General features: G+C 68.8%; 19 protein-coding genes. 8 read left to right on the forward strand and 11 right to left on the reverse strand.

Annotation, left to right across the window (positions count from 1 at the left end; translation table 11 throughout):
- Positions 1-4: 4 nt before the first annotated feature.
- From cmk to hisC, 4 genes are read right to left on the reverse strand one after another with little or no spacing between them, the layout of a single operon-like run.
- The gene (gene cmk, locus VEC57_02210) at positions 5-709 is read right to left on the reverse strand and encodes a (d)CMP kinase (protein ID HYB97924.1); all 705 of its coding nucleotides are present in this window, start codon (positions 707-709) and stop codon (positions 5-7) included.
- Entirely contained in the window at positions 706-2,010 is a 1,305-nt protein-coding gene (aroA, locus tag VEC57_02215; protein HYB97925.1) for a 3-phosphoshikimate 1-carboxyvinyltransferase, read from the reverse strand. Before aroA ends, cmk begins: the two co-directional genes overlap by 4 nt.
- Complete coding sequence (locus tag VEC57_02220) at positions 2,007-2,867, reverse strand: prephenate dehydrogenase/arogenate dehydrogenase family protein (GenBank protein HYB97926.1); 861 nt, start codon at positions 2,865-2,867, stop codon at positions 2,007-2,009. The genes aroA and VEC57_02220 overlap by 4 nt, the downstream gene beginning before the upstream one ends.
- Complete coding sequence (gene hisC, locus VEC57_02225) at positions 2,864-3,964, reverse strand: histidinol-phosphate transaminase (protein HYB97927.1); 1,101 nt, start codon at positions 3,962-3,964, stop codon at positions 2,864-2,866. Before hisC ends, VEC57_02220 begins: the two co-directional genes overlap by 4 nt.
- 273 nt (positions 3,965-4,237) lie before the next feature.
- On the opposite strand from hisC, the gene VEC57_02230 reads away from it, so the two are divergent.
- The 3 genes from VEC57_02230 (at position 4,238) to VEC57_02240 (ending at position 8,497) form a co-directional block, all read left to right on the forward strand.
- Positions 4,238-5,116 (forward strand): hypothetical protein, encoded by an 879-nt coding sequence (locus tag VEC57_02230; protein HYB97928.1) that lies wholly within the window; start codon positions 4,238-4,240, stop codon positions 5,114-5,116.
- Positions 5,117-5,243: 127 nt separating this feature from the next.
- Positions 5,244-7,283 (forward strand): carbon starvation CstA family protein, encoded by a 2,040-nt coding sequence (locus VEC57_02235; GenBank protein ID HYB97929.1) that lies wholly within the window; start codon positions 5,244-5,246, stop codon positions 7,281-7,283.
- Positions 7,284-7,504: 221 nt separating this feature from the next.
- The gene (locus VEC57_02240) at positions 7,505-8,497 is read left to right on the forward strand and encodes a DNA-formamidopyrimidine glycosylase family protein (GenBank protein HYB97930.1); all 993 of its coding nucleotides are present in this window, start codon (positions 7,505-7,507) and stop codon (positions 8,495-8,497) included.
- Between the two features lie 15 nt (positions 8,498-8,512).
- Here VEC57_02240 and VEC57_02245 read toward each other — a convergent pair whose 3' ends face one another.
- Complete coding sequence (locus VEC57_02245) at positions 8,513-8,866, reverse strand: hypothetical protein (GenBank protein HYB97931.1); 354 nt, start codon at positions 8,864-8,866, stop codon at positions 8,513-8,515.
- A 183-nt stretch (positions 8,867-9,049) separates the two neighbouring features.
- On the opposite strand from VEC57_02245, the gene VEC57_02250 reads away from it, so the two are divergent.
- Positions 9,050-10,129, forward strand: a complete 1,080-nt coding sequence (locus tag VEC57_02250; protein ID HYB97932.1) for a phosphotransferase family protein — start codon at positions 9,050-9,052, stop codon at positions 10,127-10,129.
- 106 nt (positions 10,130-10,235) lie between these two features.
- On the opposite strand, the gene VEC57_02255 is transcribed toward VEC57_02250, so the two are convergent.
- The 5 genes from VEC57_02255 to VEC57_02275 all read right to left on the reverse strand — a co-directional run bounded on the left by VEC57_02255 (position 10,236) and on the right by VEC57_02275 (position 16,208).
- Positions 10,236-10,724 (reverse strand): hypothetical protein, encoded by a 489-nt coding sequence (locus tag VEC57_02255; protein HYB97933.1) that lies wholly within the window; start codon positions 10,722-10,724, stop codon positions 10,236-10,238.
- Positions 10,725-10,867: 143 nt separating this feature from the next.
- Positions 10,868-11,947 carry a prephenate dehydratase gene (gene pheA, locus VEC57_02260; GenBank protein HYB97934.1) on the reverse strand — a complete coding sequence of 360 codons (1,080 nt, stop codon included), beginning with the start codon at positions 11,945-11,947 and terminating at the stop codon, positions 10,868-10,870.
- 67 nt (positions 11,948-12,014) lie between these two features.
- Positions 12,015-12,941, reverse strand: a complete 927-nt coding sequence (gene miaA / locus VEC57_02265) for a tRNA (adenosine(37)-N6)-dimethylallyltransferase MiaA (protein ID HYB97935.1) — start codon at positions 12,939-12,941, stop codon at positions 12,015-12,017.
- A 5-nt stretch (positions 12,942-12,946) separates the two neighbouring features.
- Positions 12,947-14,872, reverse strand: a complete 1,926-nt coding sequence (mutL, locus tag VEC57_02270; protein ID HYB97936.1) for a DNA mismatch repair endonuclease MutL — start codon at positions 14,870-14,872, stop codon at positions 12,947-12,949.
- Positions 14,865-16,208 carry a glucose-6-phosphate isomerase gene (locus VEC57_02275; protein ID HYB97937.1) on the reverse strand — a complete coding sequence of 448 codons (1,344 nt, stop codon included), beginning with the start codon at positions 16,206-16,208 and terminating at the stop codon, positions 14,865-14,867. Before VEC57_02275 ends, mutL begins: the two co-directional genes overlap by 8 nt.
- Before the next feature lie 280 nt (positions 16,209-16,488).
- On the opposite strand from VEC57_02275, the gene VEC57_02280 reads away from it, so the two are divergent.
- From VEC57_02280 to VEC57_02295, 4 genes are all read left to right on the forward strand, one after another.
- A complete protein-coding gene (locus tag VEC57_02280) occupies positions 16,489-17,169 on the forward strand; it encodes a DUF1236 domain-containing protein (GenBank protein ID HYB97938.1) in 681 nt (226 codons plus the stop codon).
- Between the two features lie 189 nt (positions 17,170-17,358).
- A complete protein-coding gene (rpmB, locus tag VEC57_02285) occupies positions 17,359-17,550 on the forward strand; it encodes a 50S ribosomal protein L28 (protein ID HYB97939.1) in 192 nt (63 codons plus the stop codon).
- Between the two features lie 315 nt (positions 17,551-17,865).
- Positions 17,866-18,321, forward strand: coding sequence for a hypothetical protein (locus tag VEC57_02290; GenBank protein ID HYB97940.1), 456 nt, complete (start codon positions 17,866-17,868; stop codon positions 18,319-18,321).
- A gap of 2 nt (positions 18,322-18,323) precedes the next feature.
- Positions 18,324-18,938, forward strand: coding sequence for a hypothetical protein (locus VEC57_02295; protein HYB97941.1), 615 nt, complete (start codon positions 18,324-18,326; stop codon positions 18,936-18,938).
- A 287-nt stretch (positions 18,939-19,225) separates the two neighbouring features.
- Here VEC57_02295 and VEC57_02300 read toward each other — a convergent pair whose 3' ends face one another.
- On the reverse strand, positions 19,226-19,609 hold the full coding sequence (locus VEC57_02300; GenBank protein HYB97942.1) for a Rid family detoxifying hydrolase: 384 nt from the start codon (positions 19,607-19,609) through the stop codon (positions 19,226-19,228).
- Positions 19,610-19,626: the final 17 nt, after the last annotated feature.

The following is a 19,626-nucleotide window of genomic DNA, read 5'->3' on the forward strand; positions in this document are numbered from 1 at the left end:
ACGCCTACTTCGACGACGAGCGGCGCAGCGCGACCTCGGCGAGAATTTTGGACACGACCTGATCGATCTCGAGCCTGGTGGTGTCGAGAACGACCGCATCGGGCGCGGCTGCAAGTGGAGCGACGGGCCTGGTGCTGTCACGCCGGTCCCTTTCTGCCATTTCGCGCGCCACGGTGGCCGCGGCGGCGTCACCCGACTGCTTCGCGGCCAGCTCGAGGCTGCGCCGGCGCGCCCTTTCCTCGGGATCGGCATCGAGGAAAACCTTCAGGTCGGCATCGGGAAAGATGACGGTGCCGATGTCGCGGCCCTCGACGACCGTGCCCGGAGGATGCGCCGCATTCCTTTGCCATTCCACAAGCAGCCGGCGCACCGTGGGGCACGCCGAGCTCTTGGACGCCGCCTGGCTGATTTCGGGGGCACGGATTCTGTCGGTGACGTCGCGTCCGTTGAGAAGAAAGCGGCGGCCGCGCTCGATCGATTCCACCTTGATGCGCGCGACGAGCTCGCCGAGCGCAGCGTCGTCGTCGAGCGCCACACCGTCTTCGAGCGCCGCCACGGCCACGCAGCGATACAGAGCGCCCGAGTCGAGGTAGCCGAAGCCGAGCGCGTCCGCCACGCGCTGGGCGGTCGTCGACTTGCCCGCACCGGCCGGGCCGTCCAGTGCGATCAGGAACCCGCGCTGCGCCTCGTGCGATGATGGTTCGCTCATGCTCCCAACCTCTCCAGCGACGAGAAGAACTCCGGAAACGATACGGCAACCGCGCCCGCGTCGTCGAGCATGAGCGGACATCCGGCGGCCGCCGCGCCCACGGTGGCGGCCATCGCGATGCGATGATCGCCGCGGGTGGCAATCGCGCCGCCTTCGCTTTGCACGCGCAGATGCGCCGGCTGACCGTGGATGATCATTCCGTCTTCGCGCTCCTCCACCTGCACGCCCAGCGTCCTCAGCAGCGCCGCCGTCGTGGCGATCCGATCGCTTTCCTTGACGCGAAGCTCGGATGCGCCCGAAAGCACGGAGGTGCCGTCGGCGAAGGCTGCGGCAACGCACAGCAGCGGAAGCTCATCGATGCACGCCGGCACCTCCGGCGCCGTGATCTGGAACGGTCGCAGCGCCGATGCGCGCGCGCGCAGCGTGCCCACGCTCTCGCCGCCCTGCGTTCCCGTGACCGTTGCGGTGATGTCGGCGCCCATGCGCTGCAGCACGTCCAGGAATCCGGTGCGCGTCGGGTTGAGGCACACCTCCTCGACCGTCACTTCGCTTCCGGCGATGAGCACCGCGGCCGCGAGCAGGAAGGCGGCCGAGGACGGATCGCCCGCAACCGTCACGTCGCACGCCGACGGCACCACGGGCCCGTCGACGCTGACGCGAACGCCGCTGGTGCGCACGGCAACGCCCATGGCCGCGAGCATGTTCTCGGTGTGGTCGCGCGTCTTCTCGGGCTCCGTGACGCCGGTCGTGCCGGCGGCCTGCAGGCCGGCCAGCAACACCGCGCTCTTGAGCTGTGCGCTGGCCACGGGCAGCACCACGTCGGCGCCGCGGAGCGCACGGCCCTGCACCGTCAGCGGCGCATGGCCGTCGGTCGTCTCGACGAGGCCGCCCAGGCGGGCCAGCGGCTCGGCCACGCGACGCATCGGCCTTCGCGACAGCGACCCATCGCCCGACAGCCTGGCCGTCAGCCCTTCCTGTCCCGCCAGCAGCCCGCACAGAAGCCGCATGGTGGTGCCCGAGTTCTGACAATCGATCTCGATACTGCCGCGCGCCAGCTTCATGGCGCGGCCTCGTACACGCACGGCGTCGGCGTCGATGCGCTCGATGGCGGCCCCGAGACGCTGCATGGCCGCCATCGTCGACAGCACGTCCTGGCCGCGCGGCAGTCCGCGCACGAGCGCCTCGCCCTCGGCGACGGCATTGAACATGAGCGCGCGATGCCCGATCGACTTGTCGCCCGGCACGCGCACGCGCCCGCGCAGCGGTCCACGCGCGGCGCCTGCCAGGTGCGAACCGGTCATCGCGGCAGGTCCCCGCGCAGCTTCTGCGCCTTCGCGAAGACGGCGCGAAGCCACGTCTCGTCGCCTTCCTCGATGGCCGCCTGCAGCCCTCCCAGCGCAAGCTCCATCTCGCTCAGCGCCTCCAGGATCGGCTCGCGGTTGGCCGTGATGATGTCCAGCCACATGTCCGCATCGCTGGCGGCCAGACGGGTCATGTCGCGAAAGCCGCCGGCGGCGAGCTGCAGCACGCGATCGCGATTGGCTGCGTCATCGGCGGCCGCGGCCAACGCGTACGCGACCATCTGCGGCAGATGGCTGCACATCGCCACCGCCTCGTCGTGCTCGGCCGCGTTCATCACCACCACTTCGGCGTCGAGCGCGGTCCACATCGCGCGAATGGCGGCGGTCAGGGATTCGGGCGTCGCCGAATCCGGCGTCAGCACGACACGCGCGCCGCGAAACAGATCGACGTCGGCCGCGCCTGCGCCGCTTTCGGCCTTGCCCGCCATCGGATGCGCGCCAAGAAAGCGGGAGGAAAGGCCGAGGCGCGCCGCTTCGGCGACGATGGGCGCCTTGACGCTGCCGACGTCGGTGACGGCGCAGTGTGCGGGAAGCAGGTCGGTGAGCTCGCCGAGCTGGCGCAGCGCCGTCTGCACGGGCGTGGCCAGCACGACCAGATCCGCATCGGCCACCGCGCTGGCAAGGTGGCTGGTCGTGTCGTCGACCAGACGCCGCGCTCGCGCTGTCTCCAGGTTGGTCGTGCTGCGGCCCACGCCGGTCGTGCGTGCGAACAGGCCGCGTGCCTTGCCGGCACCGGCAAGGGAGGCACCGAGAAGACCCGTGCCGACCACGACACAGTGGGACCACTGGGCGGTCATCGGCTGCGCTCCGCCATCACGGCGCCGATTCCGTCGATGGCTCGCTCGTCCTCTTCACGGGTTCCGAGCGTGATGCGGACGTGATCGGGAAAGCCGTAGGCGTCCATCGGACGGACGATGATGCCGCGTCGCACCAGTGCGTCCGTCATTGCCGCACCGGCGCCGACCCTGACCAGCAGGAAGTTGGCCTGGCTCGGAACGTATTCGACGTCCATCGCGGCAAGCGCCGCGTACCAGCGCCGGCGGCTCTCGTGCACGAGAGCGCGCGAGGCCTGCACGTGTTCCTCGTCGTCGAGCGCGGCCGTGGCCGCGACCTGTGCCAGCAGATTGACGTTGAACGGCTGACGCAGCCGCGAGAGCCCGTCCATCATCTCCAGCGATCCGACGCCGTAGCCGATCCGCAGACCCGCCAGCCCGTAGATTTTGGAGAAGGTGCGCGAAACGACCAGACCAGGATGCGCATCGATGTAGCGCAGGCCGTCCGGGTATTCGGGGTCCTCGACGAATTCGAAGTACGCTTCGTCCAGCACGACCGCCACGGTCTCGGGGACCGATGCAAGGAAGCGTTCCCACTGGCTGCGGCGAAAGATCGTGCCGGTCGGATTGTTGGGATTGGCCAGGAAGACGACGCGCGTGCGAGGGCCGATGCGGCCGGCGATCGCGTCGAGGTCGTGCTCGAAGCCGTGCGCCGGCACCGCAACCGGAGTGGCGCCGACGGCGATCGTCACCAGCGGATAGACCAGGAACGCGTCGGCCGAGAAGACCACTTCGTCGCCCGGGCCGGCGAGCATGCGGCAGACCAGCTCGAGAACTTCGTTGGAGCCATTGCCGAAAACGATGCGCCGGGGGTCGACGCCGATCCTGCCCGCCATCTTCTCCGTCAGCACGACCGCACCGCCGTCGGGATAGCGATGGATATCGTCGATCGCCTCGCGCAGCGCCGCCAGCGCACGTGGCGACGGACCGAGCGCGTTCTCGTTGGACGCGATCTTGATCGATCCGTGGATGCCCAGCTCGCGCTCCACCTCTTCGATGGGACGGCCCGGCTTGTACGGTGTCAGCGAACGGATGCGCTCTGGAATGACGGGCCCTGGCACGCGCGCTAGCTAGCGGGAACGGGGGTGAATCGCCACCTTCTCCTGTTGCAAAGCCGCGTCATGCGGTTGCCGGCGTCGATGCGACGACGTGCACCGCCTCCCAAACACCGCGAGCACCCTCATCGCTGTGCGTAAGCAGCGTCATCATCGAACGCGGATCGCGAAACCGCATTGCGAGCCGAGCCGGCCGATCGCAACGTGGATGAACTTCCAAACCCTGCTCGACTCACGATGACCGGGGACGCTTCGGTTTCCCCAAGGAGGTTCGCAACGATGAATCGACCTTCCCACACACATGTGTGGAACGCTGCGCTGGCCGTGACGGCCTGCGCACCTCTTGCTGCTGTCGCACTGGCTCCGAACGCAACGGCGGGACTGCTGAGCTCCGTCACTTCGGCAGCCCCTGATCTGAACTGGACGCTCGGAGGCCACCGTGTGCATCTGATCGAAGTCCCGGCCGCGGCTCCCGTCGGCGCCGGACCGTGTGCCGGCGTAAGGCCGGGCGCCATCGTTGAAAGCGACACCGGACAGTGCACGTTCAATTTCCTCTTCACCGGAAGCGACGGCGCCACGTACATGGGCACCGCCGGCCACTGCATCCTCGGCGAATCACCGGTTGGCGGCGATGTCGGCGAAGAGACGTGGCCGGTGGGCGAAGGTCCCGAAGCCCGTGATTCCACGGGCGCCCGGATCGGCGAATTCACCTACGCGATCCTCGAGGACCCCAAGGACTTCGCTCTGGTTCTGCTGGATCCAGGCGTGGCCGCCAATGCGCAGATGTGTCACTTCGGCGGACCGACCGGCATCAACGACGATCGGACGTCGAACCCGGTGTTGCTGCATCACTTCGGCAACGGCCTCGCCATCGGCAGCGTGCTGCCGGCTCGCACGCACGTGGCCACGGGAATGCCTCATTCCGACCATGTGTTCGCCGACGGCGCCGCCCTTCCCGGCGACTCGGGCAGCGGCGTGATCAGCGAGGACGGCCGCGCCGTCGGCGTGCTCGTCACCGTCGGCGTTCATCTGGGCGGCATCGGGACGGCAGGCGTCGATGCCGGCGTCGTCGGCATCACGCGCCTGACGCCGCAGGTCGAGCGCGCCGAGCAAGTGCTCGGCATCGATCTGACGCTGGCGCCGGCGCCGGCCTTGTAGCCAGCGCCTGCGCAAGGCGGCGGCGGCGTGCTCGGGAGGCACGCCGTCGCCGCCATGCTCCCAAGCCCCGCCGACCTTCGTGCGCGCGCGCCTCGACCACGGCCAGCGCGTCGGTAACAATCGCGCGATGAATCGCATCGCTTCGACCCTGGGATGGCTGCTGGTAGCGGCGTTCGGCGCCGGCGGCCTTGCGTACGTGGCCCTGCACCGCGGCGAGAGCGTCTCGAGCCTGTGGTTCCTGATCGCGGGCCTGTGCGTCTACGCCATCGGCTACCGCTACTACTCGGCCTTCCTGGCGTCGCGCGCGCTGATGCTCGACGACTCGCGGCCGACGCCCGCGCACCGGCTAGCCGACGGCCGCGATTTCGTTCCCACCAATCGCTGGGTCGTCTTCGGGCATCACTTCGCCGCCATCGCCGGGCCGGGGCCCCTGGTCGGTCCGATCCTGGCGGCACAGTTCGGCTACCTGCCCGGCGCGCTCTACATCGTCATCGGAGTCGTCCTCGGCGGCGCGGTGCAGGACTTCACCGTGCTGGTCGGGTCGATGCGCCGCGGCGGCCGCAGCCTGGGTCAGATCGTGCGCGACGAGATCGGACCGGTCGGCGGCGCGGCAGCGCTGATCGGCGTCCTGGCGATCATGCTGATCCTCATCGGCGTGCTTGGCCTGGTGGTCACCAACGCGATGTTCGGCAGCCCCTGGGGAACGTTCACGATCGCGATGACGATTCCGATCGCCCTGGCCATGGGCGTGTACATGACCAGCATCCGTCCCGGACACGTGCTGGAAGCGTCGCTCGGCGGGCTGGCGCTGACGCTGCTGGCGGTCTGGGGCGGCCGCTTCATCCACGAGCACGAGACGCTGCGCGTCTTCTTCGATCTGTCCAAGACGCAGATTGCCGTCAGCCTGATCATCTACGGGTTCACGGCGAGCGTCCTGCCGGTGTGGCTGCTGCTCGCGCCGCGCGACTACCTGTCGGCGTTCATCAAGATCGGCACGGTGGCGCTGCTGGCGCTCGGGCTGCTGTGGGTACGGCCGGACGTTCACATGCCGGCGCTGACGCAGTTCATCGACGGCACCGGCCCCGTCTTTGCCGGAAAGCTGTTCCCCTTCTGCTTCATCACCATCGCCTGCGGCGCGATCTCCGGATTCCACTCGCTCATCGCCAGCGGCACCACACCCAAACTGCTGGATCGCGAGAGCGATGCCCGCTTCATCGGCTACGGCGCCATGCTGATGGAGAGCTTCGTGGCCCTCATGGCATTGATGGCGGCCACCGTGATGGACCCGGGCGTCTACTTCGCCATGAACGCGCCCGCTGCGCTTCTCGGCAGCACCGCCACCGAAGCGGCGGCGAGGATCGCCAGCTGGGGCTTCACGCTCGATCCGGCGGGGTTCGAGGAGCTGACGCGGCAGGTCGGCGAGTCGACGCTGCTGTCGCGCACCGGAGGAGCGCCGACGCTGGCGGTGGGAATGGCCGAGATCTTCTCGAGCGCGCTAGGCGGTCCCGCTTTCAAGGGCCTCTGGTACCACTTCGCCATCATGTTCGAGGCGTTGTTCATCCTGACGACCCTCGATGCGGGCACGCGCGTCGGCCGCTTCATGATGCAGGACGCGCTCGGCAACCTCTGGGAGCCGCTCGGGCGCACCTCGTCGCTGCCGGCCAACGTCTTCTCCTCGGCGCTGATCGTGGGCGGCTGGGGCTACTTCCTCTATCAAGGCGTGGTCGATCCTCTCGGCGGCATCAACTCGCTCTGGCCGCTGTTCGGCATCGCCAACCAGTTGCTGGCCGCCACGGCGCTGGCCGCCGTCACAACGATCTTCATCAAGTCGTCCCGCCCTGCGTACGCGCTCGTGACGCTGATCCCGCTGCTGTGGCTGCTGGTGGTGACGATGACGGCGGGCTTCCAGAAGATCTTTTCGGCGGATACGCGCATAGGATTTCTCGCGCAGGCCGCGCACCTGTCGGCGCAGCTCGAGAGCGGGAGCGTCGCCGCCGACAAGCTCGCGCAGACGCAGGCGGTGATCTTCAACAATCGCCTGGATGCCGTCGTCACCGCAGTGTTCATGGCGCTTGTCACCATCGTCGTCGTCGATGCCGCACGCGTGTGGTGGAAGACGCTGTCGCGGCCGCGCCTGGCCGCCGGTCTGGAGGAGGCGCGCGCATGAATGCGAGGAACCGGCGGCTGCATACGGCCAGGGCAATGCAGCGGATCCGGCACGGTGCGGCCGCGCTTCGAATGTTCGTGCAGGGCTTCGTCGGCGTGGCGGGCGCAACTATTGCACCGCCCGCCGCCGGCGACCCCAAGCTCGACGCCCGCGGCACGCGCCGTACCCTGGAACAGACTGCGGCGCGCCGGGGGCGCTGTTGCTGAGCGGACCCGGCGTGAATGAACCTGCCGGCCGAGGTGTCTCTTGGCCAAGGCAGCGATCTCATGCCCGAGGGACCCGAAGTGCGACGGTACGCCGACCTGCTGGCGGCCTCGCTCACCGGCAGCGCCATCCGCAAGGTCTCGGCGCGTACGCGTCAGGCACGCTCGTGGCTCGATGAGCACGGCGAGTCGCTGGACGGGCGGCGTCTGACGACCATCTGCTCGCGCGGCAAGCACCTGATCGGCTACATCGAGGGGAACGTCTACTTCCACTCGCACCTCATGATGTGGGGACGATGGCGCGTTGACCCGAGCGAGCCCGAGTTCGACCGCCGAGAGCGGGCGCGCATCGTCACGGAGGCGGGAACCGCGGTCCTGTCGTCAGCGCCCGTCTTCGAGATTGGAAGCGGCGACCCTTTCGAGAACGTCGAGCACCTTCGAAGCATCGGCCCCGACATCCTTCCCTACGAAGGCATCGCAGCGTTCGATCGGGACGTGTTCCGCCGTCGCCTGCTGTCCCCCGCACACTGCCGCTACACCATCGGCGCGGCGCTCCTGGATCAGCAGCTGGTGGCCGGCATCGGCAACTATCTGCGCTGTGAAATCCTCTACTGCTGCGGCATCAACCCCTGGCGCACGGTCTCGGCGCTGAGCGAGCCGGAGATCGGATGCCTCTCGGCAACCATCCCGCTCCTGGCACGGCGCGCGTACGAGCGCAGCGGAACCACCGTCTCGGACGAAGAAAAGCAGCGTCTAGGCAGCGAGCCGGGGCTCGTCTATCAGGCGGGGCGCGAATACGGCACGCGCCACTACGTGTTTCGCAGGACCAATCTTCCGTGCCTGCGCTGCGGCAGCACGATCCGTCAGCAGCGCCAGGTGACGCGCTTCGACGAAGAAGGCGAACACACGCGGATCACGTACTTCTGCCCGGACTGTCAGGGAGTGGACGTCGAACCGCGTGCGGCCGCGCGAGCTGCGAGGAGCTCGAGCGGCCGCCAGCGCCGCGCGTAATCGTGGGGGAGGAACTTACGCGCGAGCCCGGTAGGTGCGGCGAATTGCGGCTGCCGGCACCAGCGACGGCGCCAGATTCTTCTTCATGCGCGTGGCGCGCTCGAGCTTGCGCAGCCCTGCACGCATGTAGTCGGAATCGATTCCCAGGCTCGCGCAGATGCTCTCGAAGGAATACAGCCACTCGCAGTCGCGGCTGGCGAACCAGCGCGAGACCTCGAAGTAGCGCTTGCGGCGCTCGGGACTGCCGGAGTCGACGCCGAGCCGGAAGGTGGCGAGCGCCTCCTCCAGCACCGCAGCCATCAGCCGGTGCTCGGCCGTGGAATCGAGGTCCGAGTCGCTCGTCGCGTCGAAGGCCTCGGTGAAATTCATGATCGCATGACCTCCCTTTGTCTGGATGCGCGCGACAACCCCGGTCGCGGCCCCTTCTCCAGATGCCGGATGATCCCACACGGAGGTCGGCGCGTCACGGGGCAAAAGTCTTAAGAATTCTACAGATACGGCCGCCGTTGCGGCGTCTTGAAGCCACGCTCCTCCGACCCTAAGAGCGTGGTCGTGCCGGCGCAGGGACAATATGACCTCGACGAGATCCGGGCGCGGCTGCAGGCCTGGCTGGCCGCCGAGCTCGATGACGCCAGCGACGTTCGCGTCGGCGAGATCGGCGCGCCCGGCACGACCGGCTTTTCCAGCGAAACGATGCTTTTCGACGCTCGCTGGCGCCACGACGGCCGCGAGCACGAGCAGCGCTACGTGCTTCGCACGCGGCCTACCGAGCATCCGGTGTTTCCGGACTACGATCTGTACGCGCAGTTCCGCTGCATGCAGATCGTCGGCGCCGTCAGCAGCGTGCCGGTTCCCAAGGTGCGCTGGTGGGAGCCCGACGAGTCGGTGCTGGGCCAGCCGTTCTACGTGATGGAGCACGTCGACGGGGAGGTGCCGAGCGACAATCCGCCCTACACCGTTGCCGGCTTTCTCGCCGACGCCTCGCCGCAGCAGCAGCGCGCGCTGTACACCGCCGAGATCGGTCTGCTCGAGCGCCTGCACGCCATCGACTGGAAAACGGCCGGGTTCGACTTCCTGGATCGGCCGCAGTTCGGGCGTACCGGTTTCGAGCAGCAGCTCGGCTACTACCGGCACTTCCTTGCCTGGGCGGCGCAGGGCCGGCCGCAGCCGACGGTCGAAGCGGGGCTCGATTACCTCGAGCGGCATTGCCCCGCCGGCCGCGACATCGTCGTGCTGAACTGGGGCGATGCGCGGCCTTCGAACATCATCGTGCGAGATTTCCAGCCGGTAGCGGTGCTGGATTGGGAGATGGCCACGCTCGGCCCGCCCGAAGTCGACGTGGCCTGGTTCCTCTATCTGAACCGCTTCCTGAGCGAAGGTGTCGGCGCTCCTCCCCTGCCCGGCTTTCTCGGCGAGGTCGAGACGGCCGAGTTGTACGCGTCGCTCAGCGGGCGACGGCTGCACGATCTCCACTACTACCAGGTCTGGGCCGGCGTGCGCTTCAGCATCATCTTCATCCGCATCATCCAGCGCATGGACAAGCAGGGAGTGCTGGTCCCGGGATGGACCGAGCAGAACAACATCTGCACGCAGTTCCTCGCCAGAGTCGGCGGGTTTCCGCAGCCGCGCTGATCATGATCGCTGCGCGTACGGTGCTGCCGCTGCTGCGTGAGCTGGCGCAACCGCCGTCGGAAGAGCTGTTCGAGGCGCGTGTGGAAGGCGGCGACTGACCCTTCCGCTACAGCGGATCCACCAGCGTCACCTCCATCGCCGGGAACTCCTCCAGCGGCATCGTCTCCACATCGCTGGCATCGGCGACTTCGACTTCGAAGCTGTCTTCGTCGAGGACGTCGCGGGAGCGGAAAACGCACCGAACCACGGCACTGGGCGTCGGAATGCCGTCGAGGCTGACGAGCCCGACCTTGACGCTTCTTGCGCCTGGATAATTGGTGGCGGCAAGGCCGGCGGTCAACGCCTCGCAAATCACGCTGGCGCCGCGGCCGGCCCATCCTCCAGATTCCCCGAGGTAGCGGATCTCGAACTGAAGCGCTCCCACAAGCCCGACAGCGTCGACGACGCTGGCCGTGACCTCGTATGCAGGGGCACCCTGATCGTCGCCGTCGCTGTCATCGAACGAGCCACCCGACCCATCGCCGCACCCGCCGGCCGAGAAGAGCAGAAGCGCAAGCGCGTACGGAAGGAGGAAACCGAAGGATCGCGTCGGCATTGAGGACCTCGCCCGTCTGGGCACGTGCAGGGAATTGGATGAGCAGCATGATCGTGACGAGGGCGCATGCTCGGCGTGGCCCAACGTTCATGCAAGAGCGGCCATGGTCGCGGCAGTGGCGAGCCTCACCGACGGCAGAGCCGTCACGTCGCCACCGGATACGATCCCAGCACCTTGACCGACAGCGCGATGCGCTCCAGCGACGCGAGCGCCTTGGCCACCGGCTCCTCGCTTGCGTGCCCGCTGACGTCGACGAAGAAGCGATACTCCCAGGAGCGTCCCACCAGCGGCCGCGACTCGATCATCGACAGGTTGACCTTGTTGCGAGCGAACTGGCGGATGATGCGCTCCAGGATGCCTACCCGATCCTTGACGGTGACGACCAGCGAGGTGCGGTCGCGGCCGGTGGGCTTGGTCTTCTGGTCCGCGCCTATGACGAGGAAACGCGTGACGTTGGAGGCGTTGTCCTGGATCGACCGCGCAACCGTCTTCAGGCCGTTGAGCTCGCATGCCAGGCGGCTTCCGATGGCGCCGGTGCCGCGCTCGGTGGCAGCCAGCCTGGCGGCCGCGGCCGTGCTGGCCACCGGCAGCAGCTCCACTCCCGGAAAGTTCTCGGCCAGATAGCGGCGGCACTGCGCCAGCCCTTGCGGATGCGACGCGATGCGCTGGAGCTTCCTGCGCTCGCCGTCACGGGACATCAGGTAGTGGTCGATCTTGAGCACAACCTCGGCCAGGATCTTCGCGCTCGTCTCGGCCAGCGCGTCCAGCGTCGGCGTCACCGCTCCTTCGGTGGTGTTCTCGACCGGCACGATGCCGAATGAGGCTCGTTCGGTTTCCACCGCCGCGAAGATCTCGGCGATCGTCTCGCACGGATCGAACACGGCGCTGCTGCCGAACTGCTTGACCGCCGCTTCGTGCGTGTAGGTCCCGGCCGGGCCGAGATAGGCCACGGTCGTCTGACGCTGCAGCGCACGGCATGCGGAGATGAGCTCGCGAAACACCGCCTCGACGGCGTCGTCGCGAAGGGGGCCCGGATTGGCCTTGCGGATGCCGGTGAGCACCTGCTTCTCGCGCCCGACGTCGAGGACGCCGCGGTCGCTCTGGTTCTTGGCCTCGCCGACGGCCACGCACAGCCGGGCGCGCTCGGCGATCAGCTCCAGCAGCCTCCGGTCGATCTTGTCGATGGCCGCGCGCAGCTCGGTCAGGCTCTTTCGTGATGGCACCGATGTCTCCGGAACGCCGCGCGATGCGAGTGCAGCCAGCGGCGGTCCTGCTGCTTACCACCATTCCTCATGCATCGGAAAAGAACTGCGCCGCATGATGGAGCGCATCGGGCACCGCCCGCGCGCCGACGGGCGTGGTCGATGCCTGGCCCCGCAGCCACGTGCGCTGGCGCTTGGCGTACTGCGAGGTGGCGCTGGCGACGGCATGGACCAGGTCCCTGGCGGCCAGCTTGCCGTCGAGCACCATCGCGGCCTGGCGGTAGCCGATGGCATCGAAGGCGCGCGCGCCGGCACCGAAGCGCACGCGCAAGCCCGCCAGCTCCTCGACCAGCCCCTGCGCGACCATGTCGGCGGCGCGAGCGTAGATCCGCTGCGCCAGCTCGCCGCGATCGATGCGCACCTCCAGCATCAGCGTCTCGAACGGTCGCTCGCCCAGCGCGTGCTCGGCGTGGTGCGCGGACAAAGGACGGCCGGTGGCCTCGTAGACCTCCAGCGCGCGCACCAGGCGCACCACGTCGTTGCCGTGGATGCGCGCGGCCGAGGCCGGATCGACGATGGCCAGCCGCTCGCGCAGAGCGCCGGGACGGCGCCGTTCCTGCTCTTCGAGCCGTGCGCGCAGTTCCGGATTCGCGCTGGGGCCGGCGAACAGCCCGCGTGTCAGGCTGCGCAGATAGAGCCCGGTCCCGCCGCAGACGATCACGCGGCGGCCGCGCGAGTGGCTGGCGGCGATCGCCTCCATCGCCTGCGCCCGCCATGCCGACACGTCGAAGCTCTGATCGGGATCGACCACGTCGATCATGTGGTGCGCGACGCGCGCGCGCAGGTCGGGCTCGGGCTTGGCGGTGCCGATGTCCATGTAGCGGTAGACCTGGCGCGAGTCGGCGCCGACGATCTCGGCGCCAAGCTTCTCGGCCAGCGTCACGGCCAGCGCGCTCTTTCCCGAGGCGGTGGCTCCGGCAACGAGCAGTACGCGCTGTGGCAGCGGGCCTGGCACGCGCCTCAGCGGCCGAACATGCGCTCGATCTGCGCGCGCGTCAGCGTGCGCGCCACGGGACGCCCGTGCGGACAGGTGGAGTGGTAGGAGACGGTGGCCATCTCGCGCAGAAGCGCGCGCGCGGCGGCCAGATCCAGGTGCTTGCCCACGCGCACGGCCGAATGGCATGCGACGCTCGCCATGACTTTCTCGGCGACACGCTCGGCGCTGGCGATCCCGCGCGAGCGTGCCAGGTCGGCGGCCAGTGCTTCGACCAGCGGCTCGACGGCAATGCCGGCCGCCACGGCCGGCAGCGCGCGCACCAGCACCTCGTCGTCGCCGAACTCGTCGATCTCCCAGCCCAGCGCCAGCAGCGAATCGCGCTCGCGCTGGAGGTCCTGCACGGCGGCGGCGCCCACGCGCACGGTGACCGGCAGCAGCAGAGGCTGGCGCGCGACCTGCCGCTCGCCGAACGCCTGCATGAGCCGTTCGAACAGCGCGCGCTCGTGCGCGGCATGCTGATCCACCAGCACCACCTCGCCTCCGCCCTGGCAGACGAGGTAGCCGTCGAGCACCTGCCCGATGATCTGGAAGCGTCCAAGCGCCTCGTCCGATGTATCGCTGCCGAGGTCGAGAGAGACCTGGTCTTGCGGCGTGGGCGCCGGCGGCATCGAGGGTGCGGCCGAAACGTACCCGGGTATGGCCGTCTCGTAGACGGCCTCCGGCACCGGCGTCGCATCCGCGGGCATTGCAGCCGCGGCCGTCGTCTCGTCGCGTGAGGCGGAGGCGCCGGGCTGCACGAGCGTTCCCGCTGGCCCGGCGTGTCGTTGGTACGCCGCGCTGCCACTGGCGCTGCCACCGCCCTGCTCGCGCTGCCACGTGCGCTGCTGCGGGACCGCGCGGCGCCGCAGCGCCTCCTCGGCGCTCAGTCCCCAGCGTCCGAGCGGGCTGGCCGAGCGGCGAAGCGTGTCGCGCACGGCTTCGGCAACGAACCGATGGACGGCGTCGGGCTCGGCAAAGCGAACCTCGAGCTTGGCCGGATGCACGTTGACGTCGACCGATCCCGGCTGGCAATCCAGGAACAGCGCCACGGCGGGAAAGCGCCCGCGCAGCAGATGGGTCTGGTAGCCTTCGAGGACGGCGCGATACAGCAGACGATCGCGCACCCAGCGCCGGCCCACGAACAGCGCCATGCGCCGCGACGAGCCGTGCGCCTCGCCGGGTGCGCTGACATAGCCGGTGAGCTGGAGGCTGCCGTAGCGCGCGTCCACCTCGAGAAGACTGGCGGCGACGTCGCGGCCGAGCACCTGCCGCATGCGCGCCGCACCGTCGGCCACCGGCGCGGCGTCGAGCACGATGCGACCCGACACCACCAGCGTGAAATGCACGGCCGGAGACGCCAGCGCGAAGCGCCGAACGACATCGCCCACCATGGCGGCCTCGGCCGCGGGCGACTTGAGGAACTTGCGCCGCGCCGGCACCGAAGCGAACAGGTCGCGCACTTCGATGCTGGTGCCGGGCCGAGCCGCAGCGGCACTGCGCTCGATGATGCGGCCGCCGCTGGCCAGGACGCGCACGGCTGAGTTCGCGCCGCGGGTGGAGGTGACGATCTCGACGTCGCTGGCCGAGGCGATGCTGGCCAGTGCCTCGCCGCGAAAGCCGAACGTGGCCACCGCCTCCAGCTCCTCGAGCGTGCGGATCTTGCTCGTGGCATGGCGGCGCAGCGCCAGCTCGATCTGCTCTTCTTCGATGCCGCAGCCGTCGTCGGCCACGAGTATGCGCAGCGCAGGCTTGTCGTCGTAGTCGATGCGGATGCGGCGCGCGCCCGCATCGATTGAGTTCTCGACAAGCTCCTTGACGACCGAGGCCGGTCGCTCGACGACTTCGCCGGCAGCGATGCCCGCCACGACCGAATCGTCGAGCAGCGCGATGCGAGGGGCGGCGTCAGCCAAGGACGAGCTCGTCCTTCTTGCGCTGCAACATGGCGCGCACGCGCTCGGCATCGGCCGCGTAGCCTTGCCGGCCCGCCATCGCGAAGGTCAGCCGCTTGCCGGCCTCGACGCCGGGCTGGTCGAGCGGATCGATGTTGAGCAGCGCCCCCGCCACCAGCGTCTGGACCTCGAACATGTACAAGAGGTAGCCGAGCGCGGCCTCGTCGACGCGCTCGAGCTCGATGAGGCTCGTCATCCGGCCGGCTTCGGCCAGGGCCAGCTCGGTGGCGCGCTGCTCCATGTTCAGCAGCTCGCCGAGCGTGTGGCCGGACAGATAGTCGAGCTCCTCGAGGCCGTACGGCGACGCAGGGATGGGCACGTCCTGATGCGGCTGCACAACGCGCACGAACGTGACGACCTTGTCGCGCGGCCCCTCCACGTACAGCTGCACCTGCGAGTGCTGATCGGTGGCGCCGAGCGCGCGTACCGGCGTCTGCCCTACCTCGACGACGGCGCCGTCGAGCGCGCGCGCCTTGCCGAGGCTCTCGGCCCACAGCTGCGCATACCATTCCGCGAGACGCAGCAGCGAGTCGTTGTACGGCATCAGCACGTGAATGTTGCAGCCGCGCTCGCGCAGCGCCAGGAACAGCAGGCCGGCGTGCAGGGCGGCAGGGTTGTGCCACGGGTCCTGCTGCGAGCAGAAGGTGTCGGCGTGCTGCGCTCCCTCGCACAGGGCTTGGATGTCGATACCCGCGGCGGCGATCGGAAGCAGGCCAACGGCGGTCAGAACGGAGAAGCGGCCGCCGACGCCCGGCGGCACCGGCAGCGAACGCAGGGCTTCGCTGTCCGCGAGAGCGCGAAGCGGACCACGCTCGGGATCGGTGGTGATGACCACGTGGCGCTGCCAGGCGCGCTCGCCCACCGCGGCGATCAGCCATTGGCGCACGATGAGCAGCTGCGCGAGCGTTTCGGCCGTGCCTCCCGACTTGGAGATGACGTCGACGGCGGTGCGCTCGGGGTTCAGCGACGCCAGCAGCGTTGCGAACGAGTCGGGATCGACGTTGTCGGCAACGTGCACGCGCAGGCCGCGTGCGCGCCGTGCCGGCGCGATCGCATCCAGAACGGCTTTGGTGCCGAGAGCCGATCCGCCGATGCCGAGCACCAGCAGATCGTCGAACTCGGCGATCAGGTCACCGGCCAGGCTGCGGCACTGGGCGATGGCCTGTTCGTCGTAGGGCAGATCGTAGAACGCGAGCTCGCCGGAACGGCGGCGCACTTCGAGCCCTTCCAGGACGGTGGCGAGACGGGGAATGACGAGCTCGAGATCGCTGCTGGCGATGCCGCCTCTGCCGATCATGTGCGAAAAGAAACCGTTGACGTCGAGCCGGACGGGACGAGTGGCGCTCGCGTGCATAGGCGCGCTTAACACCCGTCCCGTGCCGGTTCCAGCATGTGGCGCCGCGTATCCGCCATGCCACGGGGCGCGTGACGTGCCGTCTTTTCCGGCAGCGCTGCTGCGCCGTTTGCGCGATCCTCATCCCGCGCGGGGGCCAATTGGCGAATTGCGAAGCCTGCGCCTGCGTCTCAATAAAGATCGTGCGGACGCGAGTCCGAGCGGCACGATCCGGAGGTGCCCGATGAGAAGCCCCATTTCATGGTCCGTCGCACTCGGTGTCGCGCTGGCGCTCGCGCCTGCAGCCAGCGCGCAGAGCAACAGCCCCGCCATGGGCGAGACCGCAACGCCGCCCGTTGGCGCGACCACACCGTCGTCGGCAGGAGGCCGCGAAGGCGGCACGCCGCCGGCCGCGCTCAATATGGAAGGCGTGCCTGCGCCGGTGCGCACGCCGCCCGCGGCGCGCGATGGCGATCTCGGCAACCCGCCATCCAATCTCGGAGAAGGTACCATTGGCGGCCCGCCCGCGATTCGCGAGGAACGCGTGGCGCCGGCAGCCAATCCCCGCAGCGACGCCACGGGTCGCGAACGGCCAGGATCCGAAGTGACGCGCGAGGTGTTCACCGATCAGACACGGACGGCGATCACGTCCTTTTACCGTGACAACTTCGAGCGTACCGGGACGTGCCCGCCAGGCTTCGCCCATGGCGCCAACACCTGCGCGCCCGATGCGCGAACCGCGCGAACGATCCGCGTCGGCGAGCCCATCCCCGCCTCCGTCACGGTCGAGCCGGTCCCTCGCGAGCTCGTCACCCTGCTCCCCCCCGCCCCGGCCGGCTTCGTCTATGGCTACACCAACGGCGAAATCGTCCTCTACGAGCTCGATACCCGAGAGGTAGCCGACTCCGTCTCGGTAGCATTCTGAAGCCCATCTCCGGCGGGCCGTCAGGCCCGCCGGCAGCGCGACGTCTGCGAGCGAAGGCGGCCGCAAGAAGCGATGCGCCTGGTCACCATCGCGCCAAGAGCGGGCGCCATGCCGTCCGCCTCCGATTCGCCACGACGTTGACGCTCCACACGTCGCATGTTACTGACCGCCGCTTACGGAGGTTCCCCAGTGGCTCGTACGTGCGACATCTGCAGCAAGCGGCGCGGCATCGGCAACAACGTCTCGCATGCCAACAACAAGACGAAGCGCTCCTGGCAGCCCAACCTCCAGAAGGTCCACGCGCAGGTGAAGGGCGCGAGCGTGACGCTGACGGTGTGCACGCGCTGCATCCGCAGCGGAAAGGTCACCAAGGCCGCCTGAGTCCGTTCCCGATCTTCTTCCAACCCTCTTTTCCGTAACTTCCTGAGCTCGCGCACCCGCTGGAGCCGCGCTCGTGCATTGCGATCATGCACGACCGCCGCCTGCGCCGGCTTGCGATCACGCAACCGCGCAAAAAACGCCGCGTCCCCCTCCCTCCGGGGTCTGTCGCGCCGAATGGCCGCCCGCCGCCAACGTCACAAAGCCGGAAGCTGGAACCCCGCATGACGGGAGACCAGCGCGCGGGAGGCCGCAGGCACGGGCGCTTCCGGTGGAGCGACGAGAGCCAGTGGCCGTTGGGGAAAGGGAGTTGCAGTCATGCAGACCAAACGACCCAGGAACGAACGTACATCCACGAAAGCTGTTTTCATCGCCGCCGCGGCCGCTTCTCTGCTGGCGCTGCCCGCCGGTTCCGCGGCGCTCGATCTCGACGTCGACGTCGATGTCGATTCCCGAATCGATGTCTCGACACGCAAGGTGTTCAACCAGGAGCACAGAGCGACCGTCCGCCGTTACCTGCACCAACGCACCGACGATTGCCCCGAGGGCATGGAGAGCAGGGATGACATGTGCACTCCGATCCAGCCCGAACGAATGTGGCTGATCGGCAAGCCGCTGCCACTGAAGATCCAGATCGTCCCGCTGCCGCCCGCGCTCGCGGAGACGCTGCCCTCTCCCGGCGCCGGCAACGATTATGGCTTCGTCAACGGCGACATCGTTCTGTACCGCAAGGACACGCGCACCGTCATCGATGCCGTGGTGTGGAGCTCCTGAATATGCGTACCGGTCCAGCCTTCCGTGCGGCAAAAGCGCGCGCCGCGGCCTCGAATCAGCAGAACGGGACGTTGGTGGCGATGCAGGCGCTGGCCATCCTCGCGCTGCTGGCGCTGGCATCGGGCGCACGCGCGGACATGCCGATCATCGACGTGGAGACGGGCGTCCGCGCCACGGAACGAATCGCGCTCGGCGTCGGCGCCTTGGACGTTCAGACGGTCGAGTATTCGCCCGGCGATCCCGACGATCGCGCGGATGCCGATGTCGATGTCGACGTGAAGGCCGATCTGGAGCCGGGCGATGACGACGCCCGCAAGGTTTTCAACGAGCAGCACCGCACCGCGGTTCGCCAGTACTTCAAGCAACCCGCGGACGGATGCACAGCGGGCATGGAAAAGAAGGACGACGGCTTTTGCGGCCCGCGCCAGAGCGAGCGCGTCTGGAGCATCGGAAAGCCGCTCGCCGAATCGGTCCTGCTCGACCCGGTGCCCGCCGCGCTGATCGGCGAGCTGCCCAACGCGGCGCCGGGGCAGGCCTACGGCCTCATCAACGGCGACATCGTCCTCTACGACCTGAAGTCGCGCGTGGTGATCGATGCCGTGACCTGGGACTCCTAGCTGCGATTCGGCCGACGCCGGCGCTCGACGACGACGTTACGGCGCGGCGGCGGTCCGCTGGTCCGTCGGTGCGGGTGTTCCTCTGGGTCGCACCCGCACCGACCGACCAGCCACGGCGCGGCGGCGGATAGCGCACGATCTGCTGCGTTGCCATTGCTCGTCGTTTCCTACGGCGGGCCTCCAGCCCGCCTCCGCTCGCTCCTCCCCCGGCGCCTTGCATCTCGCGCGCTCCCGGCCGCGCGCAGTCACGGCTGGATTCCATCGCATAGGCGGCGAGTGTTTTCGGTTCAGCGCTCGCGTACGGCGATCAAGTCGATTTCGACGAGGGCGTTTCTGGGCAGGGCGGCGACCTGGACGGTGGCGCGGGCGGGATGAGGCTCGGGGAGGAGCTCGCCAAAGATGGTGTTGAGCGCGGGGAAATTGGTGAGGTCGGTCAGGTAGACGGTCAGCTTGACGACTTCGGCGAAGGTCATGCCCGCTTCGTGCAGAACGGCTTCGAGATTGGCCAGGACGCGCCGGGCTTGGGCTTCGAAGCCGCCGGCAACGAGGTCGCCGCTTTGCGGATCGAGGCCGATCTGGCCCGAGCAGTACAGCGTGTCGCCCGTCATGCGCGCCTGCGAGTAGGGACCGATGGCTGCGGGAGCGCCTTCTGCGCGGATGACCTTGCTCACGACAGAACCTCCTGCGA

Source organism: Candidatus Limnocylindrales bacterium, from assembly GCA_035626395.1.
Classification (GTDB): domain Bacteria; phylum Desulfobacterota; class Binatia; order UBA1149; family CAITLU01; genus DASPNH01.

Bases quoted from the DNA above. Each gene is read 5' to 3' on its own strand.
- VEC57_02220 (HYB97926.1), bottom strand. From the start codon at position 2,867: ATGACCGCCCAGTGGTCCCACTGTGTCGTGGTCGGCACGGGTCTTCTC.
- VEC57_02290 (HYB97940.1), top strand. From the start codon at position 17,866: ATGCAGACCAAACGACCCAGGAACGAACGTACATCCACGAAAGCTGTT.
- VEC57_02230 (HYB97928.1), top strand. From the start codon at position 4,238: ATGAATCGACCTTCCCACACACATGTGTGGAACGCTGCGCTGGCCGTG.
- VEC57_02235 (HYB97929.1), top strand. From the start codon at position 5,244: ATGAATCGCATCGCTTCGACCCTGGGATGGCTGCTGGTAGCGGCGTTC.
- VEC57_02280 (HYB97938.1), top strand. From the start codon at position 16,489: ATGAGAAGCCCCATTTCATGGTCCGTCGCACTCGGTGTCGCGCTGGCG.
- VEC57_02275 (HYB97937.1), bottom strand. From the start codon at position 16,208: ATGATCGGCAGAGGCGGCATCGCCAGCAGCGATCTCGAGCTCGTCATT.
- cmk (HYB97924.1), bottom strand. From the start codon at position 709: ATGAGCGAACCATCATCGCACGAGGCGCAGCGCGGGTTCCTGATCGCA.
- VEC57_02255 (HYB97933.1), bottom strand. From the start codon at position 10,724: ATGCCGACGCGATCCTTCGGTTTCCTCCTTCCGTACGCGCTTGCGCTT.
- VEC57_02240 (HYB97930.1), top strand. From the start codon at position 7,505: ATGAACCTGCCGGCCGAGGTGTCTCTTGGCCAAGGCAGCGATCTCATG.
- VEC57_02295 (HYB97941.1), top strand. From the start codon at position 18,324: ATGCGTACCGGTCCAGCCTTCCGTGCGGCAAAAGCGCGCGCCGCGGCC.
- aroA (HYB97925.1), bottom strand. From the start codon at position 2,010: ATGACCGGTTCGCACCTGGCAGGCGCCGCGCGTGGACCGCTGCGCGGG.
- VEC57_02245 (HYB97931.1), bottom strand. From the start codon at position 8,866: ATGAATTTCACCGAGGCCTTCGACGCGACGAGCGACTCGGACCTCGAT.